Consider the following 17,646-nt stretch of genomic DNA (forward strand, 5'->3'; position numbering starts at 1 on the left):
TCAGCGACAGGAACAACCCTGTATTGGAGATACCATGGTCGACGTTTCGCTTATCAAGGAACATTTGGAAGTCGTCGGTTCGGACGGCGGTCACGTCGGTCGCGTCGACCACGTCCTGGGCGACCAGATCGAACTGGCCAAGCTGGACCTCGCCGGCGGGTTCAAACACCATATGATCCCGGTCAGCTGGGTTTCGCGGGTCGATGACAAGCATGTCCACCTGAGCCTGACGCAAGAGGACGCCAAGGCGCGCTGGTCGGAAAAGCCTCACTAAGTCCCAGACTGCCATTTCTGGATGAAGGCCCCGCTGTCGCAGGCGGGGCCTTTTGTGTATTCCGGTGGCAAAAACCGACCCTGCGGAGCCGACCGTGATCCGACTGATCCTGAATGTCCTGTGGTTCGTGTTCGGGGGGTGGCTTTCGGGCCTGCTGTGGCTGTTGGGCGGCGCGATACTGGCGCTGACTGTCGTCGGTCTGCCGTGGACCTTCGCGGCGTGGCGCATCGCCAGCTATTCTTTCTGGCCGTTCGGCCGCGAGATCGTCTGGCAGGAGGCGCACCCCGTGGCCGGCTGTTTGGGCGTGGTTCTCAATGTGGTCTGGTTTGTGGTCGCCGGTTGGTACATCGCCCTGTCGCATCTGGCGATCGCGGTGGCGGAGTTCGTCTCCATCATCGGCATCCCCTTCGCCTTGAAGGATCTGGAACTGGCCAAGCTGGCGCTGGCGCCCGTCGGACGCACGATCCGCGACAAGGCCTGAGCCAAAGAAAAAGCGCCGATGTCGCATCCGACATCGGCGCTTTCTGATTTCGGGACCGTCTGGTCGATCAGCCCGGCGAGATCATCTTTTCGGGGCGGACGGCCTCGTCGAACTCGGCGTCCGTCAGATAACCGCCGCCGACGGCTTCTTCGCGCAGGGTGGTGCCGTTCTTGTGCGCGGTCTTGGCGATCTTGGCGCAGATGTCGTAGCCCAGCTTGCCGTTCAGCGCCGTGACCAGCATCAGCGAGTTGTTCAGGCCGCGCGCGATATTGTCCTCGCGGGCCTCGATGCCGACGACGCAGTTGTCGGTGAAGCTGATGGCCGCATCGGCGACCAGACGCACCGACTGCAGGAAGTTGTAGGCCATCACCGGATTATAGACGTTCAGCTCAAAGTGGCCCTGCGACCCCGCGAAGGTGATGGCCGCGTTGTTGCCGAACACCTGGACGCAGACCTGGGTCAGGGCTTCGCACTGGGTCGGATTGACCTTGCCCGGCATGATGGACGAGCCCGGCTCGTTCTCCGGCAGGGCCAGTTCGCCCAGACCCGAACGCGGGCCGGAGCCCAGGAAGCGGATGTCGTTGGCGATCTTGAACAGCGAGGCGGCGACCGTGTTGATGGCGCCGTGGCTGAAGACCATGGCGTCGTGGGCGGCCAGGGCCTCGAACTTGTTCGGCGCCGTGGTGAAGGGCAGGCCGGTGATCTCGGCGATCTGGGCCGCGACCTTTTCGGCGAAACCGATGGGGGCGTTCAGGCCGGTGCCGACGGCGGTGCCGCCCTGGGCCAGTTCCATCAGCTTGGGCAGGGTCTGTTCGATCCGCTCGATGCCGTTGGCGACCTGCTGGGCGTAGCCGCCAAACTCCTGACCCAGGGTCAGAGGCGTGGCGTCCTGGGTGTGGGTGCGGCCGATCTTGATGATGTGGGCCCAGGCCTTGGCCTTGGCCTCCAGCGCGGCGTGCAGATGCTTCAGCGCCGGGATCAGGTCGCCCGCCACCTGTTCGGCGCAGGCGACGTGCATGGCCGTGGGATAGGTGTCGTTGGACGACTGGCTCATGTTGACGTGGTCGTTCGGGTGGACCGGCTTCTTGGAGCCCATTTCACCGCCCAGAATCTCGATGGCGCGGTTCGAGATCACCTCGTTGGCGTTCATGTTCGACTGGGTGCCCGAACCCGTCTGCCAGACGACCAGCGGGAAATGATCGTTCAGCTTGCCTTCGATCACCTCGTTGGCGGCCTTGATGATGGCGTCGGCCAGGGTGGGGTCCAACTTGCCCAGATCGCGGTTGGTCTCGGCGGCGGCGCGCTTGACGATGCCCAGGGCGCGTACGACCGGCAGGGGCTGTTTCTCCCAGCCGATCTTGAAGTTGCCCAGCGAACGCTGCGCCTGGGCGCCCCAGTAACGATCGGCGGCGACTTCGATGGGACCGAAGGTGTCGGTTTCAATGCGGACGTTGCTCATGCGCGGAATCTCGTCTCTCAGGCGTGGCGATGGGTTGCGCGGCGGTGTAGCACGCAACTCATGCAGGGCAAGATGAACGGCGATTGGATCGGCACCGGCAAGGTCCGGGCGCGCGAGGATGGCGACGCTGTCGAGATCGTTATCGACGGCCTGACGACCCAGGCGAAATACTACAAGCCGCTGGTCTATGAGTTCATGCGTAAGGAATGGCGCGGCGCCCGTCCGTCATGGGGAGACCATGTCGTGGAAATCCGCATGGAGCACGTCGGCGAACCGCCGTGGATGGACCTGGACAATCTGGCCAAGGCCCTGCTGGATTCGATCAAGGGCTATCTGTTCCACGACGACGCCCAGGTCGCGCGGCTGCTGGTCGAGCGGCACGAGGGCGAAAGAGAGCGGATTGTGATCCGCTCCTATCCGCGTCGTCCCTGACGCCTATTTCTTGCGGAACTGATCCAGCGAGACGACCTTGGGGCCGTCCGAGGCGGGCGACGGGTCGTGGGACGGATCGGGTGTTTCCTCGATCGGCTCGACGATCTCAGGCTCCTCGAACTGCAGCAGGAACTGCACGCTGGGATCATAGAATCGGGTGACGGCCGAATAGGGGATGGCCAGGCTCTTGGGCATGCCGCCGAAGCGCAGCTTGACCGAGAATCGGTCCGTCTCGACGCGCAGGTCATCGTACTGGTGCTGCAGCACGACGGTCATCTCGTCGGGATATTTCGCCAGGATGTCGGGCGCGACGCTGACGCCCGCAGCCCGCGTCTTGAAGGTGATATAGAAATGGTGCGCGCCGGGCAGGCCCTCGGCAAGCACTCGTTCCAGCGCCCCGCGCATGACGCCGCGAAGGGCCTCGTGCGCCAGCCGCTCGTACTGCATCTCATCGACCGGAGGGGTCTGGTCGCTCATCGTCACCTCGCAACAGAGCGCGACTGATAGACGGGCGGACGCGATGGCGAAAGGCGCTTTGAAGGTTAGCGCGAGATTTGTCGCCGTACCGATGATTTGGCGAAAGCGCCGGGATTCTGTTGCCAGGCTCCCGACAGGCCCCGCCCAAGGATCTGAACCCCTAGGACTTAAGATTCGAAATCACTCGAACCGCATTACGCGGCGAGAGCGACTTCTCCAGCGAAGTTATCGTTCGCAGTTAGAAAATGGCCCGATACGGTGGGCCAGGACGAGCGAAAGCAATCCTCTTTACACGTCCGTCGATGCTAGTCGGCCCCATGCCTCCTCCGCCGATAACGCGGGGAGAAAGTTGGTGGAGCCGCCGGGAATCGCACCCGGGTCCGGTCCGCTTATTACAAGCGCGTTTATCGCCATAGTCCGGCCGAAACCGGACGGTTGGAATATAGGGCGACGACCGACGCTTTCCAAGCGCGTTGTCGAAAAGGCGTCAGACGCGAGGCCAGTCGGCGGTCTGGTTTCTGAACCAGGTCAGCTGGCGCTTGGCGTAGTTGCGCGTCGTTTGTTTTAAGGCGGCGACAGCAGCGGAAAGGTCCGTTTCGCCGGACAGATGGGCGGCCAGTTCCCGCAGGCCGAAAGCTTTCATCGCAGGGAGCGCCGGGTCCAGGTTCCGCTGCACCAAGGCCTGAACCTCGGTCAGCACGCCCTGATCCATCATCTGGTCCACACGCTGGTCGCAGTTGTCATACAGCCGGGCGCGGTCCGGTTCGATCACCAGGCCGGTCCACTCAGACGGCGGCAGCAGCGGTCGGGTTTCAGCCTTCCAGGCGCTAAGCGTGCGGCCGGTGGCGGCATGGACGCTCGTGGCCCGCACCAGCCGCTGGCGGTCGCCCTGTTCGATGGCGTGCGCCGAGGCCGGGTCGATCTGGGCCAGCCGTCGGCGGAAGGCGGCCTCGCCGTCCTGCAGATATTCCGCTTCGACCGTATCGCGCACCGACGGCGGCACGGGCGGGATGTCGGCCAGACCGCGTGTCAGAGCCATGAAATAGAGGCCGGTGCCGCCGACCAGAATGGCTGGGCGACCTTCCACGCGCAGTTCGGACAGCAGGTTGAGGAAGGCGCGGCTCCATTTGCCGACGGACCAGACCTCGGCCGCGTCGACCACGCCGTAAAGCCGATGCTCGGCCATGGCCTCATCCTCTGGCGACGGGCGGGCGGTCAGGATGCGCAGGTCGGCGTACAGTTGCTGGCTGTCGGCGTTGATGATCACCGCCCCGGTTTCACGCGCCATCTTCAGAGCCAGCGCGGACTTGCCGGAGGCGGTGGGGCCGGCGAGCAGGGTGACTGATGGCGGTTTGGACAAATCGAGGCTCGCGGCAGGGCTGGGACGGCGATAGAACGCCCACCTCATCGCCTGCAAGTCTTCCGGGAGGCCGCCTTGGTCGAACGCACCGCCGTCATCGCCGCGCTGGACGCCGTCATCGACCCCGTGTCGGGCCAGGGGCTGGTCGCCGCCGGTCTGGTGCAGGGCCTCGTCGTGGCCGAGGACCGCGCGGGTTTCGCGCTGGAGGTCGATCGTCGCCAGGCGGCCGCCTACGCCCCGGTCCGCGATGCGGCGGAAGCCGCGTTGAAGGCGATTCCCGGCATGGCGCGGGTCTCGGTCATCCTGACCGCAGAGGCGGCGTCGGCGTCGGCGCCTTCGCCGCGCAAGGCGGGGCTGTCGAGAGCGGCCGTCGATCAGGGACGGCCCAAGGCGCCGGTCCCGACCGACCGTCCCGCCCATGTGCGCCGCGTCCTGGCGGTGGCCAGCGGCAAGGGCGGGGTCGGCAAGTCGACCGTCGCGGTCAATCTGGCCGTCGCCCTGGCCAGGCGCGGCCTGTCGGTCGGCGTTCTGGACGCCGACGTCTATGGGCCGTCTCTGCCCACCATGTTGGGCGTGTCCGGTCAGCCGGCCTATGAGGACGGCGCCATCATCCCTCACAGCGCGCACGGTCTGAAGGTCATGTCGGTCGGACTGTTGACCAGGATGGACGACGCCATGATCTGGCGCGGTCCGATGGCGTCGCAGGCCATCACCCAGATGTTGAGCCAGACGCGCTGGGGCGCGGCCGAGGCCCCCCTGGACGTCCTGATCCTCGACCTGCCGCCGGGCACGGGCGACGTTCAACTGACCCTGATCCAGAAGACGCCGCTGGACGGGGCGGTGATCGTCTCTACCCCGCAGGAGGTCGCCCTGGCCGATGCCCGGCGGGCGCATACGCTGTTCCATAAGGTCGGCGTGCCGACCTTGGGCCTGATCGAGAACATGAGCGGCGACGTCTTCGGACGCGGCGGCGGCAAGGCCGAGGCCGAACGTCTGTCCATCCCCTTCCTGGGCGACCTGCCGCTGGATGCCGCCTTGCGCGAGGCCGGCGATGCCGGGACGCCGTTGGCTGCGGCCGAACCGTCGAGCGAGGTGGCCGGGCGTTTCGACGCCATCGCCGCTGCGACGGCCTCTGCGCTTGGCCTTTAGAAGAATCCGCAGGAGCGGGGGTTTCAAAAGGCAACCCTGTTAGCCACCTTGGGGGTTGCCAATCTCCAAGGATATCCAATGAGCGCCGACGCCCTGTTCCGCCCCTTCACCGTCAAGGGGCTGACCCTGCCCAACCGCATCGTCATGGCGCCCATGACGCGGTCCTTCTCGCCGAACGGCGTGCCGACCTCGGACGTCGCCGGCTATTATCGTCGGCGGGCCGAGGGAGGCGTTGGCCTGATCGTGACCGAAGGGACGGTGATCGAGCGGCCCGCTGCGCGCAATGACGCCAATGTGCCGGTCTTTCATGGCGAGGCCCTGCCGCAGTGGAAGACGGTGGTGGACGAGGTCCATGCCGCCGGAGGGCTGATCGCGCCGCAGATCTGGCACGTCGGTTCGGCGCGCGGCCAGGGCGCGGATTGGGAGCCGCTGGGCAAGGTCGACAGCCCGTCGGGCATGACCGCGCCGGGCAACACCAGGTTCGAACCGATGACCGAAGAGGATGTCGCCGACGTGATCGGCGCCTTCGCGCGCTCGGCCCGCGCCGCGCGTGATCTGGGCTTCGACGCCGTCGAAATCCACGGCGCCCACGGCTATCTGATCGATCAGTTCTTTTGGGGCCGATTGAATTCGCGCGACGACCGCTGGGGCGGGGCGACCATTGCCGATCGCTCCCGGTTCGGCGTCGAAGTCATCAAGGCGGTGCGCGAAGGCGTGGGCGACGACATTCCCGTCATCCTGCGTCTGTCGCAATGGAAGCTGCAGGACTACGCCGCCCGCATCGCCGAGACGCCGGATCAAATGGCCGAATGGCTGTCGCTCTTGTCCGAGGCCGGGGTCGACGTCTTCCACTGTTCGCAACGCCGGTTCTGGGAGCCGGAGTTCGAAGGGTCCGATCTGAACTTCGCCGGCTGGGCCAAGAAGCTGACCGGCAAGCCGACCATCACCGTGGGGTCGGTCGGCCTTGACGGCGATTTCATCGCGGCCTTCGGGGGCGAGGCGTCCCAGCCCGCGTCGCTGGACGGCCTGCTGCGACGGCTGGAGGCGGAAGAGTTCGATCTGGTCGCCGTGGGTCGCGCCCTGCTGGCCGATCCGCAATGGGCCGCCAAGGTGCGCGACGGCCGCGCCGACGAGCTTCAGAACTTCGAGCGTTCGGCCCTGATGAGCCTGTCCTGACGCCCGCGCGTCGTCGAGCCGGTCAGGCCGGCTCGACGATGACCCCTGTGCCATAGGCCAGCACCTCGGTCACGCCGGGCATGATCTCGGTGGCGTCGTAGCGCACGGCCAGGATGGCGTTGGCGCCGTGGGCCTCGGCATGTTTGACCAACTCGTCATAGGCCTCCTGCCGACCAGCCTCGGCCAGTTTGACATAGGCGCCGACGCGCCCGCCCAGCATCGACTGAACGCCGCCGATCGCGTCAGAGATGGCGTTGCGCGAACGCACCGTCACGCCGCGCACCAGGCCGATATGGCGGGTCACGCGAAAGCCGGGCAGGTCGTTGGTCGTGGTCACATACATAAGAATCTCCTAGCGACGTTCGAGAACGCGGAAGGTGAAGGCATGATCGTCCTTCTCGCCTGCCGGATGCGATTCCGACGATACCTCGATCCAGGCCGTTTCGTCGAATGCGGGAAAGACGGCGTCGCCATCGGGAGCGGCGTCGACCTCGGTGATATAAAGTCGTCTGGCGCGGGGCAGGGCGGCCTCGAACAGGGCCGTGCCGCCGATGACGCAGATTTCGTCCACGCCGTCCTCCTCGGCCGTTTCGCGCCCGATCTCGATCGCCTCATCAAGAGTGGCGCAGACCAGGGCGCCCTTGGCCATGCCGTCCGCCTCGTAGGATTCGTCACGCGTCATCACCAGGTTCAGCCGGCCGGGCAGGGGCTTCAGCGGCAGGCTCTCCCAGGTCTTGCGGCCCATCAGGCAGGGCTTGCCCACGGTGATGGCCTTGAAGCGCTGCAGATCGCTGCGCAGCCGCCAGGGCAGGTCGCCGTCCCGGCCGATGACGCCATTGCTTGCGCGGGCGACGACCAGAGAAATGATGGGTTGTGGCAAGAACCTTGACCGTATTGCTGCGTTGAGTTGCTCCATCCCATGAACGCGAGACCCGCCATGAGCAAGTACATCCCCTCCATCGTCGTTGGTTTCGTGGTCGCCCTGGCCGTCAGCTTCGGCCTGTCGTTCCTGTTTTCCGGCCTTGGGGCGGATGCGGGCTATCTGCCGACGCTCGCGGGCGCATTCCTGGGCATCTTCACAGCCTATATCATGGCCAATCTGGTCGGGACGAAACTGGGCAAGACGGCGACGCCGGAGCAGAAGCAGGCGGCGCTGGATTTACATCCACAGGTCCCTAATCAGGCCCTGTTGATCGTCTATCGTGAAGGTTTCGTGGGCAAGGCGGTCGGTCTGGCCCTGGCCCTGGACGATCAGTATGTGGCCCAACTGAAAAGCCCGCGTTTCACCGCCCTGTCCGTCGCGCCCGGCGGCCACCAGCTGTCGATGGCGTTCAGCGGTCTGGCGGGCAAGCAGAACAAGCCGACGCTGGAGGGCTTCATCGCCGCCCCCGGCGAGATAGTGGTGTTTCGGGCCACGATGCAGATGGGCATGACGCAGAACCGCATCGTCGTTGAGCGAATCTCCGCCGACCAGGATCTGGTGCAGCGACTGAAGCCGATGATCATGATCGCGCCCGAGGTTTAGGGCGCGGGCCGAGGCTCCAGCCACTTCAACCATTTGCGCTGCATCGCCTGTTCCAGATCGACGCCTGAGCGGGCGCAATAGATCAACAGCATGCCCAGGACGTCCGCCGCCTCGTCGCCCAGCGCCTGGGTGTCGGGCGTTCCGCGTGCGCGGCGGGTAAGACGCAGATGCTCGGCCGTTAGTTCGCCCAGCTCCTCCTGCAGCTTCAACAGCGCCCAATCCCGATCCCGGTCGATGTCGTGTTCGGCGGCGTAGATGTCGGAGATTTTCAGGACATCGGCCTGCAGAGCCTTCAAATCCATCAGACGGCGACATCCGCCTTGATGTGCGGCCAGGCCTCATAGCCCTCCAGCGTGAAGTCGCTGAGCTCAAAGGCGAACAGGTCGGTCTTGGGCGCGATCCGCATCTTCGGCAGCGGCAGCGGTTCGCGCGTCAGCTGAAGCTCGGCCTGTTCCAGATGGTTCAGATACAGGTGGGCGTCGCCGAAGGTGTGGACGAAGTCGCCCGGCTCCAATCCCACGACCTGAGCCAGCATTATGGTCAGCAGAGCATAGGAGGCGATGTTGAACGGCACGCCCAGGAAGACGTCGGCGCTGCGCTGATACAGCTGGCAGCTCAGCTTCCCGTCGGCGACGAAGAACTGGAACAGGCAATGGCAGGGCGGCAGGGCCATGTCGTCCACGTCGGCCGGGTTCCAGGCGGTGACGATGTGACGGCGGCTGTTGGGGTTGGCTTTCAGTCCGTGAACCAGCTTCTCGATCTGATCGACGACGCGGCCGTCCGGCGCGGCCCATGACCGCCACTGTTTGCCATAGACCGGGCCCAGTTCGCCCTCGGCGTCGGCCCATTCGTCCCAGATGCGGACGCCGTTGTCCTTCAGATAGCGGATGTTGGTTTCGCCGCGCAGGAACCACAATAGTTCGACGATGATGGATCGCAGATGCAGCTTCTTGGTCGTCAGGACCGGAAAGCCCTTGGCCAGGTCGAACCGCATCTGGCGGCCGAATACGCCCAGGGTGCCAGTGCCGGTGCGATCTTCGCGCCGCACGCCATTGTCCAGAATGTCGCGCATCAGGTGCAGATATTGCCTTTCGGGATGATCGGCGGGCGCGGCGGCGATGCGGGCCTGAAGTTGGGCGATAGCGACCTGAGCGTTCATGGCGTCAGCTTCCACCCGAATCGGCCTTTCGCCAAACAACCGCAGACGGTCGATACCGGATCGTTGTGGATCGAATCAGCCGCCGAAACCGCCTTCGTCGAGGAAGGCTTGTTCTTCGGCCGTCGTCTCGCGGCCCAGGGCGGCGTTGCGGTGAGGGAAGCGGCCGAAGCGGACGATGATGTCGCGGTGTATCCTGCCCCATTTTTCCAAATCCTCGTCGCCGGCGATCAGCGCCATGTAGCGGTCTTGATCCTCGATCCGCTCGGAATGCTCGAACGGCAGCAATAGAAAGTTTTTCAGTTCAGGTTCGACCTGCCGATGCCGGTCGCGCGCCACCGCCTGATTGGCGAACATCAGGGCCAGCGGGTCGGTGGCGAACTGATGCGCCGTGCCGCGGAAGCTGTTCCGGGGATACTGGTCCAGCAGGATCAGCAGGGCCAGGGCGCCCTCCGCCGTGTCCATCCAGTCGTCCAGTTCGCGTCGTGCGGCGGCCCAGTGGACGGCTCGGCCCCGGTCGCGGAAAAGGGTGTCGAACGCCTCGTCCTTGGCGAACCACTTTTCGGGCCCGACCTCTTTCCAGAAGGCGACGACGGAGGAAGGGGTTATGAAGACGGCCATGACCCAGACCTTATCCAATCCGCTGCCCGTATTCCATGACCGCGACTGCGACCTTTCGATCATTCGCGGCAAGCGCGTCGCCATGATCGGTTATGGCAGTCAGGGCCGCACCCATGCGCTGAACCTGCGCGATTCGGGCGTGATCGACATCGTTGTCGGGCTGAAAGCAGGTTCGAAGACGCGCGACCTGGCGCGCGCCGACGGATTTGAGGTCATGACGGCCGGGCAGGCCGCAACGGGCGCGGATGTCATCGCCGTGATGACCTCGGACGAGGCGCATCGCGATCTGTGGCGCGACGAACTGGAGCCGAACGTGCGGCCGGGCGCGGCCCTGGTTTTCGCCCACGGCCTGTCGGTTCGGTTCGGCCTGGTCCAGCCGCGCGCCGATCTGGACGTGATCCTGGCCTCGCCCAAGGGCATCGGGCCGCGCATTCGCGACCTGTACGAGGCCGGGGAGGGGGTCTTTTGCCTGTTCGGCGTGCAGCAGGACGCGACGGGCGACGCGCATGCCCTGGGCCTGTCCTATGCGGCCGCCCTGGGCTGCGGCCGCAAGGGCATCCTGGAGACCACCATGCGCGACGAATGCGAGAGCGATCTGTTCGGCGAGCAGGTGGTGCTGTGTGGCGGGATCGCCGAACTGATCGACGCCGCCTTCATGAAGCTGGTGAATGCCGGCTATCCGCCCGAGGTCGCGTGGTTCGAGTGCTTCTACGAGACCAAGCTGGTGACCGACCTGATGTACGAACGCGGCATCGCCGGGGCCTTCGCCAAGATTTCGAATACGGCGGAATACGGCGCCTATCTGACCGGGCCGCGCGTGATCGGGCCCGAGGCGCGCCAGGCGATGGACGATGTGCTGGCGGAGGTGCAGGGCGGCGACTTCGTGCGGCGGCTGATGGCCGACTACGACGCCGGGTCGCCGGACCTGACTGCGCGGCGAAAGGCGCTGGGCCTAAGGACGATTGAATCGGTCGGAGCGCATCTGAACGCGGTGGCCCGCCAGGCCATGGAGACCGCGGCGAACGACGACTGACCGTGCACGTCGGTGCGGCGGAGGCGATCCGCCGCCTGATCGCCAAATGTCTCGAAGGAGAAGATGGTCGGAGTGAGAGGATTCGAACCTCCGACCCCTGCGTCCCGAACGCAGTGCTCTACCAGGCTGAGCCACACTCCGACCGTGGGGGCGGGCCGCAAAGCGTCGCCCCGAAGTGAGGACGCGGCTTATAGCCATGGCTTCGACAGGCCGCAAGCACCCATTTCGACCTTCGTCGCGCACACCGAAAATAGTCCTGAAAGAGGGTGTTGCATCCCAAATCGGTTTGGCCTATCTGACCGCCTCCGCCGCACAGAGCGCTGCGGAAACGCCGGTCCTGCTGGGGAATGGTGTAATGGTAACACTACGGTTTTTGGTACCGTCATTCTAGGTTCGAGTCCTAGTTCCCCAGCCACCGCCCTCACTGCATTTGAGCGCTTTTGACCCCTCCTGAGGGACGTGGGTTTTACACTGGGTTTTACAGTTGCTGTTCTGTTCTGGGTCTCCTGGAGCCGCGCGATCATGCCGAGTCCGATCGCTTCGCCGGTGACGTAGCGGCGGGCGATCTCCTTCACCCGCTTCAGCTCCCACCCGAGAATCGTCGCCACATCGTCGAGCGGCAGACCCGCCAGGATGTAGCTGGTCGCAGCCGTGCCTCGCAGGTCGTGGAAGCGCAAGCCGTCGAGGCCGGCTGTGACGCCCGGCCCGGCCCGTTTGCGCGCCGCCTCGTCCGCACCATCTCGTGCGCGCTGCACGCCGCTGTCGAGGCCGCGGCCCGGCGGCGTCCACGGTTCTCCCTCCGAGCTCGCCAGCACGGTCGGGCAGGATCAACGCTCGAGGGTATCGAGCACTTCGCGAACGGCGTCGGTAATGGGCAGGACGACGCTCTTCCGCCCTCGGCTCTTGCCGGTCTGCCACACGATCGCGTTCTCTTTTACGGAGGACCGGGCGCAGGCCGCTGGCGTTCAACGGCCATGTTGAGCGGTCCAGAGCGATCTCGGTGTGCAGGGTCTGACGCATCGACCAGCCCACGATCTTGCGGGTGTGCATATCGAGGATGGCGGCGAGGTAGAGCCAGCCTTCGCCCGTCGGTATGTAGGTAAGGTCGGCGAGCCAGACCTGGTTGGGCGCCGCCGCCTCGAAGTTGCGGGTGAGCCTGTTGGGCGCGATCGGATAGCCGTGGCGGCTGTTCGTCGTTTAGGCGCGACGCGGCAGGGCCGCCAATCCCCGCAGGCCGGCGCGGCGCATCAGCCGCTCCACGCGGGATCGACCGACCCGACGCCCATGCCGCCGCAGGGTGGCGTGGACGCGGGGCGAGCCGTAGCAGCCGCTGCTCTCGGCATGGATCAGGCGGATGTCCTCGGTCAGTTCGCGATTGGCGACAGACCTCGCGCTCTCGGGGCGACCGCGCCAGGCGTAGTATCCGCTGGTCGACAACCCGAGAACCGCGCACATCACGCGAACCGGCCAGACCTGACGATGCCCATCGACGAACCCGAACTTCATCGGGAGGCCGCTCCGAAGATGAGCGCGGCTTTTTTTAATATATCCCGCTCCATCCGGAGCCGCGTGTTCTCCCGTCGTAACCGGGCCAACTCCGCCGCCAGATCCGACGGCGACGGGGACGACGCCTGCGTTGTGGGGCCCGCGACGTCCCCGCCGCCTGCACCCCGAACTGCGTCATCCATCGACGCAGCACCGTCTCATGCAATCCCAACTCTCTGGCCACAGCACCGACGCTCAGCCCACTGCTGGCGACCCGATCAACAGCCTCCCGCTTGAACGAATCCGGAAACACCCGGCCTTGAACACTCATCAGACACGCCTCTCCAGCTCCGAAAAGCTAGCATGGGTGTCCACTCAAACGAGGGAGGATCAGCGCGGAAGTCCTTGAGGCGGCAGAAGGCGCGTTCGACGGCGTTGCTGAGCCTGTAGGTGACAGCGTCGAAGGGGTGTCGGTTCACGCGATTGATCTTGTTGGGGATCACCGGGGTCGTGCCGCGCTCCTTCAGCATGCGACGCAGGGCGTCGCCGTCGTAGGCCCTGTCTGCGAGCAGGCGCAGGCTGGGTCGGCTGGCGACGATCAGGTCGTGGGCGGCTACGATATCGGAGGCCTGGCCGGGCGAGAGTTGCAGGACACGAGGCCTTCCAGCTTCGTCCGTCAGCATGTGGACTTTAGTCGTTCGACCGCCACGGGACTGACCTATGGCGTGAGCCGAGGCCGCCCTTTTGCGCCGGCCGCCGAGCGGTGCGCCTTGACGGAAGTCGAGTCGATCATCGCCGTCACCGTCGGGTCGGCCGCTTCATTGAGCGCGGTCAGGATCCGCTGCCACAGCCCTCGCTTACTCCAGCGATTGTAGCGGTTGAACACCGTCGTATACGGCCCATACACGTCCGGCAGGGCCCGCCAGCGACAGCCCTCGCGTAGACGGTGCACGATGCCGGAGATCACACGCCGATCATCCACACGCCGCTTGCCCGTGTAGACCTTGGGAATGTGTGGCTCGAGCACCGCCCACTGTGCGTCCGACAACCAAAAATGATCCGTCATGATCAAGCCTCCTGAGAGACTTGAATCATAACAGACAGATCAACTCAATTGAGTACAGGCCCTAGGTTCGAGTCCTAGTTCCCCAGCCACCGCCTTCCCTGCATTTGAGCGCGTTTGCCTCCTACGCGAGCGGCGGGTTTTACAGTTGACCGTCTGTTCCGGCCCTCTTCGAGCCGCGCGATCATGCCCAGTTTGATGGCTCACCCTGTGACTTAGCGGCGGGCGATCTCCTGCAATCGCTTCAGCTTCCAGCCTGGAATCGTCGCCAGGTCATCTGGCGGCAGCGCCGCCAGGATATAGCTGGTCGCAGCCGTGCTCGCAGATCGTGGGAACATGGGTCTGGCCTGCCGGTCGGACAGTCGCTGTCAATCTGGCGAATCTGGATGTTGCTGCTCAGCACTGCGCGACTGGATACAGGGGCGCGTCAAAGGCGTCGGGGGCGCCATCGCGTGTCTGGTCCCAATAGGGCCTTGCTGCGTCCACAAATCCTCCACCTGCCGTCGACAGAGGTTGCACCGATCTGTCGGAAAGAGGCCGCGACCCAGATGGAGATGTGCCTTGAGCATTAATGTGCAGGAACTTCTGGAGCAGGAAGCACGCTACTGCTCCTTCGGCGACACGGTTCACTATGTCGATCCGCCCAAGATTTTCACCGGCTGCGACGGCAGCTATATGTTCGACAACGACGGCACCGCCTTCCTGGACCTCCAGATGTGGTATTCGGCCGTCAATTTCGGCTATAAGAACAAGCGCCTGGACGACACCCTGATCCGGCAGATTCACGAACTGCCACAGGTCGCCAGCCAGTATCTGCACCCCACCAAGATCGAACTGGCCAAGTTCATCGCCGAGGACGCGCAGAAGAAATGGGGCCTGCCGGGCCGGGTCCATTTCAACGTCGGCGGGGCGCAGGCCGTCGAGGATTCGCTGAAGGTCGTGCGGAACGCCAGCAACGGCAAGACGCTGATGTTCGCCTTTGAAGGCGGCTATCACGGCCGCACTCTGGGCGCGTCCAGCATCACGTCCAGCTATCGCTATCGTCGTCGCTTCGGTCACTTCAGCGACCGCGCCCAGTTCATTCCCTTCCCCTATCCGTTCCGCCGCCCGCGCGGCATGACGGCAGAGGAATACGCCGACGTCATCGTGCGTGACTTCGCCCGCAAGTTCGAGAACGAATATCACGCCGTCTGGGACCCCAAGACGAACCAGTGCGAATATGCGGCCTTCTATGTCGAGCCGATCCAGGGCACGGGCGGCTATGTGGTGCCGCCGGCCAACTTCTTCACCGGCCTGAAGTCGGTGCTGGATCAGCACGGCGTCCTGATGGTGGTCGACGAAATCCAGATGGGCTTCTGGCGGACGGGCAAGCTGTGGTCGGTCGAGAACTTCGGCGTGACGCCGGATGTCCTGGTCTTCGGCAAGGCGCTGACCAACGGCCTGAACCCGCTGTCCGGCATCTGGGCGCGCGAAGAACTGATCAATCCGACGACCTTCCCGCCCGGTTCGACCCACTCGACCTTCGCCTCCAATCCCCTGGGCACGGCGGTCGGTCTGGAAGTGCTGAAGATGACGCACGAGGTCGATTTCGGGCGCCAGGTGCGCGAGTCGGGCGCCTACTTCCTGGAAGGCCTGCGCGATCTGCAATCGCGTCACAAGGAGATCGGCGACGTCGACGGCCTGGGCCTGGCCCTGCGCGCCGAAATCTGCACCGAGGACGGCTTCACGCCGAACCGCGAACTGCTGGACAAGATGGTGGACATCGGCCTGGCCGGTGGTCTGGACTATCAGGGCGAGAAGCGCGGCCTGGTTCTGGACGTGGGCGGCTACTACAAGAACGTCATCACCTTCGCGCCGTCGCTGATGATCTCGCGTTCCGAGATCGATGAGGCCATGGTGCTGCTGGAGCAACTGCTGAACCGCGCCAAGGCGGCGTGACGGAGGCGCCGATGCGCTGGCGCAATCTGCTGGAGCCGAAAACCCTGATCGACCGGTGGGCGGCCTGTCCGCCGGAAGGGTTTTCGGTCATCGGCGATGCGCCGGCGCCGGCGTTTCTGGCGCCGTTCGACCTGTTGACGACGGCGGACGCCGACTTCGTCGCGCGGCTGTCGCAATGGCCGGGTTTCCGCACATGGCGGCGGTTCCTGCGCCTGCGCACGACCTTCATCGGGACGACGGTGACGGAATATGCGCCCGTGCCGGAGACCGGGGCGGGCGATGCGCAGGCGGCGGCCGACCTGGCTGCCTCCCTGCGCGAGCGTCTGGGGGGCGGAGCCGCCCTGACCATACTGAAGGACCTGCCGCAGGCCTCGCCCCTGTTGTCGCCGCAGGACAATGTTTTCGCCGATGAACTGGCGCGGGCGTGCGAAGCGCGCGATTTCATTCAGCTGGCCGGGCAGGCGCTGGCCTATGTGCCGATCGATTTCAACAACGTCGATGACTACATCGCCCGCCTGAAGCGCCGGGACGCCAAATACATCCGCAAGAAACTGGCGGCCCGCGCCGGGTTGACGGTGAGCGTGGTTCGTACCGGCGACGCCTGTTTCGATGAGACGACGGTGCGCCGCTATTATGCGATGTACGAACAGGTATACGCTCAGAGCGAAATCCACTTCGATAAGTTGACCTATGAGTTTTTCGCTGCCGTTCTGACCGATCCGGCGCAGAACGGCGTGGTGTTCGAGTATCGCAATCAGGATGGTGCCTTCATCGGCTGGAACCTGTGCTTCGAGCATCAGGGCATGCTGATCGATAAATACATCGGCTTCGTCTATCCGCAGGCCCGCGAGGCGAACCTGTATTTCGTCAGCTGGTTCGTGAACCTGGACTATGCGCTGGAACGCGGCCTGAACCACTATGTCGCCGGATGGACGGACCCTGAGGTCAAGGCCCTGCTGGGCGCGCGCTTCACCTTCACGCGGCATCTGGTCTTCATCCGCAACCCCCTGCTGAGGGCCTTGGGGCGCCGCATGGCCGGGTCGTTCGAAAGCGACAGGACGTGGAGCGACAAGGCCGGAAATGCGATGACAGGAAACGCTGAGCCATGACGCGCCCGCCCCTGGTGCTGGATATGGACGGCTCGGTCCTGCCTTTGCCGGACGAAATCCGCCCGACCCTGCCGCCCGAATGGAGCGAGACCCTGCGTTTCGGCTGTGGGGCGAAGAGGTTCCGTCGGGCAAGCGCCGCCCTGACGGCCCTGGTCCCGCCCTATCAGGCGCATGGTCCGGTGCTGATGGGCAGCGGGGATTTCCACCATCTCAGCTGGCCCCTGATCCTGCGGTGTCTGGATCGGGCCGAGGCGCCGGTGCAGGTGGTGGTTCTGGACAACCACCCGGACAGCATGGTCTTTCCCTGGGGCGTGCATTGCGGATCATGGATCGGCCGCATGGCGATGGACCCGCGCGTGTCCGAGGTTCATGTCGTCGGCGTGACGTCCGAAGACCTGGGCGGCGCCCATGCGTGGGAGCATGATCTGCGTGCGGTCAAGGGCGGCAAGGCGACCTATTGGAGCACGGGGGTCGATGTGGACTGGGCGCATCGTCGCGGCCTTGGCGAACGGTTCCGATCCTTTGACGACACGGGCGCGCTGACGGCGGCCCTCAGCCGCTATCTGGGCGATGATCCGGCGCCGACCTATCTGAGCATCGATAAGGATGTCTTCGCCCCCGACGTGGTCCGCACCAACTGGGACCAGGGTCAAATGACGGCGGCGCAGGGGCTGGACATCGTGGCGGCCCTGAAAGGCGCCCTGGTCGGCGCCGACATCACGGGCGAGGTGTCGCTGCACCGCTATCGCACCTGGTGGAAGCGCTGGCTGAGCCGGATGGACGGTCAGACGGAGGAACCGTCCGCCGAGGTCGTGGCCCGCTGGCAGAGCGAGAACCACCCGTTCAACCTGCAACTGGTCCAGGCGCTTCAAGCCGCCTGGCGCGCCTAGGGCGCCATCACACCAACT

Annotated in this window: 21 protein-coding genes, 2 tRNA genes, 1 other RNA gene and 1 pseudogene; 11 read left to right on the forward strand and 14 right to left on the reverse strand. The window is 65.1% G+C overall.

The features are described from left to right. Window positions 1-34 precede the first annotated feature (34 nt). Together P0Y50_11625 and P0Y50_11630 are read left to right on the forward strand one after the other, a co-directional pair. A complete protein-coding gene (locus tag P0Y50_11625; GenBank protein WEK39191.1) occupies window positions 35-274 on the forward strand; it encodes a DUF2171 domain-containing protein in 240 nt (79 codons plus the stop codon). A gap of 94 nt (window positions 275-368) precedes the next feature. Then, window positions 369-755: a YccF domain-containing protein gene (locus P0Y50_11630; GenBank protein WEK39192.1), complete on the forward strand. Its 387-nt coding sequence runs from the start codon at window positions 369-371 to the stop codon at window positions 753-755. Window positions 756-822: 67 nt separating this feature from the next. On the opposite strand, the gene fumC is transcribed toward P0Y50_11630, so the two are convergent. Then, window positions 823-2,214, reverse strand: coding sequence for a class II fumarate hydratase (gene fumC / locus P0Y50_11635; protein WEK39193.1), 1,392 nt, complete (start codon window positions 2,212-2,214; stop codon window positions 823-825). 60 nt (window positions 2,215-2,274) lie between these two features. Here fumC and P0Y50_11640 point away from each other — a divergent pair, with 60 nt between their 5' ends. After that, entirely contained in the window at window positions 2,275-2,646 is a 372-nt protein-coding gene (locus tag P0Y50_11640; GenBank protein ID WEK39194.1) for a RusA family crossover junction endodeoxyribonuclease, read from the forward strand. Between the two features lie 3 nt (window positions 2,647-2,649). On the opposite strand, the gene P0Y50_11645 is transcribed toward P0Y50_11640, so the two are convergent. The 3 genes from P0Y50_11645 to miaA form a co-directional block, all read right to left on the reverse strand. Next, entirely contained in the window at window positions 2,650-3,123 is a 474-nt protein-coding gene (locus P0Y50_11645; protein WEK39195.1) for a ClpXP protease specificity-enhancing factor SspB, read from the reverse strand. 104 nt (window positions 3,124-3,227) lie between these two features. After that, window positions 3,228-3,595: a transfer-messenger RNA gene (gene ssrA / locus P0Y50_11650) on the reverse strand. Between the two features lie 15 nt (window positions 3,596-3,610). Beyond that, window positions 3,611-4,483, reverse strand: coding sequence for a tRNA (adenosine(37)-N6)-dimethylallyltransferase MiaA (gene miaA, locus P0Y50_11655; protein ID WEK39196.1), 873 nt, complete (start codon window positions 4,481-4,483; stop codon window positions 3,611-3,613). A 75-nt stretch (window positions 4,484-4,558) separates the two neighbouring features. Between miaA and P0Y50_11660 the strand changes: the two genes are divergently transcribed. Further along, a complete protein-coding gene (locus P0Y50_11660; protein WEK39197.1) occupies window positions 4,559-5,632 on the forward strand; it encodes an Mrp/NBP35 family ATP-binding protein in 1,074 nt (357 codons plus the stop codon). A 78-nt stretch (window positions 5,633-5,710) separates the two neighbouring features. Then, window positions 5,711-6,808, forward strand: coding sequence for an NADH:flavin oxidoreductase (locus P0Y50_11665; GenBank protein ID WEK39198.1), 1,098 nt, complete (start codon window positions 5,711-5,713; stop codon window positions 6,806-6,808). 22 nt (window positions 6,809-6,830) lie between these two features. Here P0Y50_11665 and P0Y50_11670 read toward each other — a convergent pair whose 3' ends face one another. Next, complete coding sequence (locus tag P0Y50_11670) at window positions 6,831-7,151, reverse strand: YbjQ family protein (protein WEK39199.1); 321 nt, start codon at window positions 7,149-7,151, stop codon at window positions 6,831-6,833. 9 nt (window positions 7,152-7,160) lie between these two features. Further along, window positions 7,161-7,688 carry a dihydrofolate reductase gene (locus P0Y50_11675; GenBank protein ID WEK39200.1) on the reverse strand — a complete coding sequence of 176 codons (528 nt, stop codon included), beginning with the start codon at window positions 7,686-7,688 and terminating at the stop codon, window positions 7,161-7,163. A gap of 57 nt (window positions 7,689-7,745) precedes the next feature. On the opposite strand from P0Y50_11675, the gene P0Y50_11680 reads away from it, so the two are divergent. Beyond that, entirely contained in the window at window positions 7,746-8,333 is a 588-nt protein-coding gene (locus P0Y50_11680; protein ID WEK39201.1) for a hypothetical protein, read from the forward strand. Here P0Y50_11680 and P0Y50_11685 read toward each other — a convergent pair. From P0Y50_11685 to P0Y50_11695, 3 genes are all read right to left on the reverse strand, one after another. Next, complete coding sequence (locus tag P0Y50_11685; protein WEK39202.1) at window positions 8,330-8,635, reverse strand: phosphoribosyl-ATP pyrophosphohydrolase; 306 nt, start codon at window positions 8,633-8,635, stop codon at window positions 8,330-8,332. The two genes, P0Y50_11680 and P0Y50_11685, sit on opposite strands and share 4 nt — an antisense overlap. Beyond that, window positions 8,635-9,492: a thymidylate synthase gene (locus P0Y50_11690; protein WEK39203.1), complete on the reverse strand. Its 858-nt coding sequence runs from the start codon at window positions 9,490-9,492 to the stop codon at window positions 8,635-8,637. The genes P0Y50_11685 and P0Y50_11690 overlap by 1 nt, the downstream gene beginning before the upstream one ends. Before the next feature lie 75 nt (window positions 9,493-9,567). Continuing rightward, window positions 9,568-10,110 carry a DUF924 family protein gene (locus P0Y50_11695; GenBank protein ID WEK39204.1) on the reverse strand — a complete coding sequence of 181 codons (543 nt, stop codon included), beginning with the start codon at window positions 10,108-10,110 and terminating at the stop codon, window positions 9,568-9,570. Between P0Y50_11695 and ilvC the strand changes: the two genes are divergently transcribed. Next, window positions 10,109-11,143 carry a ketol-acid reductoisomerase gene (gene ilvC, locus P0Y50_11700; protein ID WEK39205.1) on the forward strand — a complete coding sequence of 345 codons (1,035 nt, stop codon included), beginning with the start codon at window positions 10,109-10,111 and terminating at the stop codon, window positions 11,141-11,143. The two genes, P0Y50_11695 and ilvC, sit on opposite strands and share 2 nt — an antisense overlap. 64 nt (window positions 11,144-11,207) lie before the next feature. On the opposite strand, the gene P0Y50_11705 is transcribed toward ilvC, so the two are convergent. After that, window positions 11,208-11,284 (reverse strand) — tRNA-Pro (locus P0Y50_11705). Window positions 11,285-11,484: 200 nt separating this feature from the next. Here P0Y50_11705 and P0Y50_11710 point away from each other — a divergent pair. Next, window positions 11,485-11,558: transfer RNA gene (locus P0Y50_11710), tRNA-Gln, on the forward strand. 528 nt (window positions 11,559-12,086) lie between these two features. Here the strand turns inward: P0Y50_11710 and P0Y50_11715 are convergent. The 4 genes and pseudogenes from P0Y50_11715 to P0Y50_11730 form a co-directional block, all read right to left on the reverse strand. Then, window positions 12,087-12,959 (reverse strand): annotated as a pseudogene (locus P0Y50_11715) (IS3 family transposase). Continuing rightward, window positions 12,907-13,311, reverse strand: a complete 405-nt coding sequence (locus tag P0Y50_11720; protein ID WEK39206.1) for a transposase — start codon at window positions 13,309-13,311, stop codon at window positions 12,907-12,909. Before P0Y50_11720 ends, P0Y50_11715 begins: the two are co-directional and overlap by 53 nt. 35 nt (window positions 13,312-13,346) lie before the next feature. Next, a complete protein-coding gene (locus P0Y50_11725) occupies window positions 13,347-13,694 on the reverse strand; it encodes an IS5 family transposase (protein WEK39207.1) in 348 nt (115 codons plus the stop codon). Between the two features lie 212 nt (window positions 13,695-13,906). Continuing rightward, a complete protein-coding gene (locus P0Y50_11730; GenBank protein WEK39208.1) occupies window positions 13,907-14,029 on the reverse strand; it encodes a hypothetical protein in 123 nt (40 codons plus the stop codon). A gap of 223 nt (window positions 14,030-14,252) precedes the next feature. Between P0Y50_11730 and P0Y50_11735 the strand changes: the two genes are divergently transcribed. The 3 genes from P0Y50_11735 to P0Y50_11745 are packed head-to-tail and all read left to right on the forward strand — an operon-like array spanning window position 14,253 to window position 17,628. Then, a complete protein-coding gene (locus tag P0Y50_11735; GenBank protein WEK39209.1) occupies window positions 14,253-15,629 on the forward strand; it encodes an aminotransferase class III-fold pyridoxal phosphate-dependent enzyme in 1,377 nt (458 codons plus the stop codon). An 11-nt stretch (window positions 15,630-15,640) separates the two neighbouring features. After that, window positions 15,641-16,738 carry a GNAT family N-acetyltransferase gene (locus tag P0Y50_11740; GenBank protein WEK39210.1) on the forward strand — a complete coding sequence of 366 codons (1,098 nt, stop codon included), beginning with the start codon at window positions 15,641-15,643 and terminating at the stop codon, window positions 16,736-16,738. After that, window positions 16,735-17,628: a hypothetical protein gene (locus P0Y50_11745; protein ID WEK39211.1), complete on the forward strand. Its 894-nt coding sequence runs from the start codon at window positions 16,735-16,737 to the stop codon at window positions 17,626-17,628. The genes P0Y50_11740 and P0Y50_11745 overlap by 4 nt, the downstream gene beginning before the upstream one ends. Window positions 17,629-17,646 lie beyond the last annotated feature (18 nt).

The sequence above is a fragment of the Candidatus Brevundimonas colombiensis genome, assembly GCA_029202665.1.
GTDB lineage: Bacteria > Pseudomonadota > Alphaproteobacteria > Caulobacterales > Caulobacteraceae > Brevundimonas > Brevundimonas colombiensis.

Excerpts from the sequence above, each read along its gene's own strand:
- P0Y50_11625 (WEK39191.1), top strand. The coding sequence starts at position 35 with ATGGTCGACGTTTCGCTTATCAAGGAACATTTGGAAGTCGTCGGTTCG.
- fumC (WEK39193.1), bottom strand. The coding sequence starts at position 2,214 with ATGAGCAACGTCCGCATTGAAACCGACACCTTCGGTCCCATCGAAGTC.
- P0Y50_11640 (WEK39194.1), top strand. The coding sequence starts at position 2,275 with ATGCAGGGCAAGATGAACGGCGATTGGATCGGCACCGGCAAGGTCCGG.
- P0Y50_11645 (WEK39195.1), bottom strand. The coding sequence starts at position 3,123 with ATGAGCGACCAGACCCCTCCGGTCGATGAGATGCAGTACGAGCGGCTG.
- P0Y50_11665 (WEK39198.1), top strand. The coding sequence starts at position 5,711 with ATGAGCGCCGACGCCCTGTTCCGCCCCTTCACCGTCAAGGGGCTGACC.
- P0Y50_11670 (WEK39199.1), bottom strand. The coding sequence starts at position 7,151 with ATGTATGTGACCACGACCAACGACCTGCCCGGCTTTCGCGTGACCCGC.
- P0Y50_11680 (WEK39201.1), top strand. The coding sequence starts at position 7,746 with ATGAGCAAGTACATCCCCTCCATCGTCGTTGGTTTCGTGGTCGCCCTG.
- P0Y50_11685 (WEK39202.1), bottom strand. The coding sequence starts at position 8,635 with ATGGATTTGAAGGCTCTGCAGGCCGATGTCCTGAAAATCTCCGACATC.
- P0Y50_11690 (WEK39203.1), bottom strand. The coding sequence starts at position 9,492 with ATGAACGCTCAGGTCGCTATCGCCCAACTTCAGGCCCGCATCGCCGCC.
- ilvC (WEK39205.1), top strand. The coding sequence starts at position 10,109 with ATGACCCAGACCTTATCCAATCCGCTGCCCGTATTCCATGACCGCGAC.
- P0Y50_11695 (WEK39204.1), bottom strand. The coding sequence starts at position 10,110 with ATGGCCGTCTTCATAACCCCTTCCTCCGTCGTCGCCTTCTGGAAAGAG.
- P0Y50_11720 (WEK39206.1), bottom strand. The coding sequence starts at position 13,311 with ATGCTGACGGACGAAGCTGGAAGGCCTCGTGTCCTGCAACTCTCGCCC.
- P0Y50_11725 (WEK39207.1), bottom strand. The coding sequence starts at position 13,694 with ATGACGGATCATTTTTGGTTGTCGGACGCACAGTGGGCGGTGCTCGAG.
- P0Y50_11730 (WEK39208.1), bottom strand. The coding sequence starts at position 14,029 with ATGTTCCCACGATCTGCGAGCACGGCTGCGACCAGCTATATCCTGGCG.
- P0Y50_11740 (WEK39210.1), top strand. The coding sequence starts at position 15,641 with ATGCGCTGGCGCAATCTGCTGGAGCCGAAAACCCTGATCGACCGGTGG.
- P0Y50_11745 (WEK39211.1), top strand. The coding sequence starts at position 16,735 with ATGACGCGCCCGCCCCTGGTGCTGGATATGGACGGCTCGGTCCTGCCT.